The organism is Neisseria sp. HMSC065D04 (assembly GCF_001815675.1).
Classification (GTDB): domain Bacteria; phylum Pseudomonadota; class Gammaproteobacteria; order Burkholderiales; family Neisseriaceae; genus Neisseria.
On the sequence record NZ_KV821532.1, the window covers coordinates 27,389 to 31,765 of the forward strand.

Sequence of the window (4,377 nt, forward strand, 5' to 3'; positions counted from 1 at the left end):
CCTTGTCCTGATTTAAATTTAATCCACTATAATGCTGTTTTCGCTATAAAATACCGCCTTTCCCATTTTTCCACCCGTCCTTTACCATCATGATTGAAATCAAGAACCTCACCCTGCAACGCGGTTTGAAAGTCCTGCTCGACAAAGCCAACGCCACCGTCAATCCCGGTCAGCGCGTCGGTTTGATCGGTAAAAACGGGACGGGCAAATCCAGCCTGTTTGCCTTAATCAAGGGTGAAATCACTCAGGATGGCGGCGATATCTCGATTCCGAAAAATTGGCGGATGGCTTCCGTTTCCCAAGAAACGCCGGATTTGGACATCTCTGCGTTGGACTACGTTTTGCAGGGTGATGCCGAGTTGCAGGCTTTTCAGACGACCTTGGCGCAGGCGGAAGCGCAAAATGACGGCATGAAACAGGCGGAATATCATGCCAAATTGGAAGAAATCGACGCGTATACCGCGCCGGCTCGTGCGGCGAAATTGTTGAACGGACTGGGTTTTTCGCAAGAAGAACACAGCCGCCCCGTCAAATCCTTTTCCGGCGGCTGGCGTATGCGTCTGAACCTTGCGCAAGCCTTAATTTGCCGTGCCGATTTGCTTTTGCTTGACGAACCGACCAACCACTTGGATTTGGAAACTGTATTGTGGTTGGAAAACCACCTTGCCTCTTTACCCTGCACGCAAATCATCATTTCCCACGACCGTGATTTCCTCAATGCAGCCACCACCCAAACCATTGAATTGTCGCAGCAAAAACTCACGCAATACGGCGGCAATTACGATTTTTACCAAAACGAACGTGCGCAGCGTCTGGCGCAGCAACAAGCCGCCTATGTCAAACAGCAGGCGCAAATCAAACATCTGCAATCCTTTATCGACCGCTTCAAAGCCAAAGCCACCAAAGCCGTTCAAGCGCAAAGCCGTATGAAGGCATTGGCGAAGCTCGAGCGCATCGCTCCCGCGCATCTGGACAGCGAGTTTTCCTTTGAGTTTTACAATCCCGACCATCTGCCCAATCCTTTGCTGAAGCTGGAACACGCTGATTTGGGTTACGAAGGCAAAACCGTCTTGCACGACATTACCCTGTCGCTGGAAAGCGGCGCACGTTATGGGCTATTGGGTGTTAACGGTAGCGGTAAATCTACATTTATCAAAGCCTTGGCAGGCAAAATTGATTTGCTCTCCGGCAGCATCGTTCGTTCCGAAAAACTCAATATCGGCTATTTTGCCCAGCACCAGCTCGACACCATCCGCGCCGACCAAAGCCCTGTTTGGCACATTCAGCAGCTTTCTCCCGAAGTGCGCGAACAAGAAATCCGAAATTTCCTCGGCGGCTTCAACTTTGTCGGCGACATGGCGTTGCAGAAAACCGAACCTTTTTCCGGCGGAGAAAAAGCCCGTCTCGCCCTTGCTATGATTATCTGGCAAAAGCCAAATCTGCTGCTGCTTGACGAACCGACCAACCATTTGGATTTGGATATGCGCTATGCCTTAACGCTCGCGCTGCAAAGTTTTCAAGGCGCATTAATCGTCGTATCGCACGACCGTAGTCTGCTCGAAGCGACTACCGACAGCTTCCTCCTGATTGACAAAGGTCGTCTGAAAAACTTTGACGGCGATTTAAACGATTATCGTCAGTGGCGGTTGGCGCAGGAAAACGCCACAGCCGCACCTGCCGCTTCCGCACAAAGCCAAAACCGCAAAGACACCAAGCGTATCGAAGCGCAAATCCGTCAAGAAAAAGCCCGACGCGGCAAGCCGATACAACAGAAAATCGACAAAGCCGAAAAAGAAATGGCGCAGCTTTCTGAAATTCAAACGGCATGTGAAGCATTTTTGGCACAAGAAGAAGCCTATTCGGACGAAAATAAAACAAAATTACAACAAATTCTCACACAATTAACAGAAATTAAAGTAAAATTAACACAAATAGAAGAAAACTGGCTTTTGTGGCAAGAAGAGCTGGAGCAAATCCTGACGGAAATCGACGCAGAATTTACACAAATATAAATATCCCGTTGCCCGAGTTTCCGTATCTGCCTTCAGAAGCCGCCAAAAATACAGTTCGGCATGGTCATTTCAGACCGTCGAACTGCATAAAAACAAAAATAGGTCGTCTGAAAACTCAAACTACGGAAAACTCATGCGTTCACGAATCAAGCAAGGGGCACTTATCGTCGCATCCTCCCTCATTTTGGGCTTATCCCTCTACACCGCGGCAGCCGTCTTCAGCTGCCATTCCGGTAATAGCAAAACCTATACATCCGAACCTTCGGGAAACTGCACAGGCGCAGACTTGCCCAAAATCAGCAGCCACCAAGGCGGTGCATATCGTTTGAAAATCAAAAAATTAAGCAGCGATACCGAAGAAAAGGCGGCCAAGCCCAAGAAGGCGCGTTCAAAAGAAAAATCGCGGGAAAAGGCGCAAGAGCAGGAGACAAAGAGCAAAAACGCCAAATCACGCGCCAAAAAATCGAATAAAGCCGCACAAACGTCGTCTGAAAACGAGTGAGGCAACTTTCGCTAAAATGAAGAGGACGGTTTACAAACTTTGAAATTAAAAAAAGCCCTCCGTCCTATTTGAGCGAATAAGCCAGGATTGTTATACTATTACAGTTGAATGCAATATTTATCGAACAATTACTTATTTCACATTACGACCTTACCATGAAACAATCACTCCACACATTGGCAGCTTCATTGCTGATGTTTGCCGCCGTATCCGGCGCACAAGCCTCCCCCAAGATCTATACCTGTACAGTCAACGGCGAAGTTATCTATACATCGCGTCCATCTGGGAACTGCCATTCGGCGGATTTACCGACCATCGGTAAATACAGCAGCTCGCGCTACGACGCTCCCGCTTTTGAAATGTCGGAACCTGCTGCTGAAGCTCCGTCGAAACGAGCCAGTAACGCAAAACCCGCCTCTAAAAATACCGCTAAGGCAAATCCCGCGCCTGCGCCCATCCGTCCTGCTCCTGAAGTTGCGGCAACGCCTGCGCCCAAATCTTCCGGCAGCACTAGCCGCCGTTCGATTTTGGAAACGGAGTTGAGCAATGAGCGTAAAGCGTTGGGTGAAGCGCAAAAATCTCTGGCGCAAGCCCGCGTAGCCAAAGGCGGTCATGTCAACCAACAGGAAATCACCAGTCTGCAAAGCGCGGTGCTCGACCGCCAGCAAAACATCCAAGCCCTGCAAAGGGAATTGAGCCGGATGTAACGTATTTCTGACTTCTTTACCTGCCTTTCTTGGTTTTACATTACGTTAAATATTTCTAAAATATAAAGTTTTACAATTAACCTTTAAAACATTTAGAAATAGGTACGTATATGGCATCCTATTTATCCGCTTTTATACTGGCAGCACCTATGGTGCTTGCCGCCCCGTATGTTGCCGCTGCGCATCCGGCGCAAGAGCAGATGCAGCAAAATATTGATACTGTTTTGAAAATTGCGCGCAATACTTCCTTGAGCGAGCCGCAGCGTGTCAAACAAATACAGCAGTATGCCGACCGTTATTTGGATTATGAACGCATTTCCGCTTTGGCAGTCGGCGCGCCTTGGCGCAATTTCTCAGCACAGCAGAAAACAGATTTTATTCAGGCATTCAAAGAGATGGTGGTTTCGATGTATTCCCATTCCGCTTTGGTGGGCGCTGCCGATGCGAAGGTGAAATTGCTGCCTAAAATGACTGAAAACGGCAATAAGTTTGATGTGTTTTCGGAACTTCAAACGAAGAGCGGTAAGAAATACGAAGTAGCGTATCAGCTTTATCGGGTAGGTTCTGCTTATAAAATCTACAATTTCCGTTTGGATGGCACAAGCTTGGTAACGGTATACCGCAATCAATTCAATGAGTTGATTAAGCAAAAAGGTATTGACGGTACTATTGCCGTTGTTAAAGCCAAAGGTTTGAAAAAGCAATAATTTGATTGATAATTTTCCTGTTTTCTCAAGAGAAGGATTGGAATGGTTTTTCCATTTGAGGATAAGGGATATCATAGTAGATTAAATTTAAATCAGGACAAGACGACGAAGCCGCAGACAGTACAGATAGTACGGAACCGATTCACTTGGTGCTTCAGCACCTTAGAGAATCGTTCTCTTTGAGCTAAGGCGAGGCAACGTCGTACTGGTTTAAAGTTAATTCAATATAAAAATCAATAGGTTAAAATGAACGGTCTTGCATTCATTTGAAACTTATGGGATTGAACAAACAAAAGGTCGTCTGAAAACTTTTAAAGTTCAGACGACCTTTGGTTTATTCTGAATCATGGTTGTAGTGGAGTTGTTTTCTACCTGCTACTTTGTTATTGTAAGTTGGTTCAAGAGAAATGATTTTTGAAAATATAGTGGATTAACTTTAAACCAGTACG

Annotated in this window: 4 protein-coding genes; all 4 read left to right on the plus strand. The window is 46.7% G+C overall.

Annotated features, from left to right (window positions below; translation table 11 throughout):
• Positions 1–89: 89 nt before the first annotated feature.
• The 4 genes from HMPREF3050_RS09600 (at position 90) to HMPREF3050_RS09615 (ending at position 3,928) form a co-directional block, all read left to right on the plus strand.
• Complete coding sequence (locus HMPREF3050_RS09600) at positions 90–2,012, plus strand: ATP-binding cassette domain-containing protein (RefSeq protein WP_070774636.1); 1,923 nt, start codon at positions 90–92, stop codon at positions 2,010–2,012.
• A gap of 133 nt (positions 2,013–2,145) precedes the next feature.
• Entirely contained in the window at positions 2,146–2,514 is a 369-nt protein-coding gene (locus HMPREF3050_RS09605) for a nucleolar protein (RefSeq protein WP_070774637.1), read from the plus strand.
• 155 nt (positions 2,515–2,669) lie between these two features.
• On the plus strand, positions 2,670–3,221 hold the full coding sequence (locus HMPREF3050_RS09610; RefSeq protein WP_070774638.1) for a hypothetical protein: 552 nt from the start codon (positions 2,670–2,672) through the stop codon (positions 3,219–3,221).
• A 110-nt stretch (positions 3,222–3,331) separates the two neighbouring features.
• Positions 3,332–3,928 (plus strand): MlaC/ttg2D family ABC transporter substrate-binding protein, encoded by a 597-nt coding sequence (locus HMPREF3050_RS09615; RefSeq protein WP_070774639.1) that lies wholly within the window; start codon positions 3,332–3,334, stop codon positions 3,926–3,928.
• Positions 3,929–4,377: the final 449 nt, after the last annotated feature.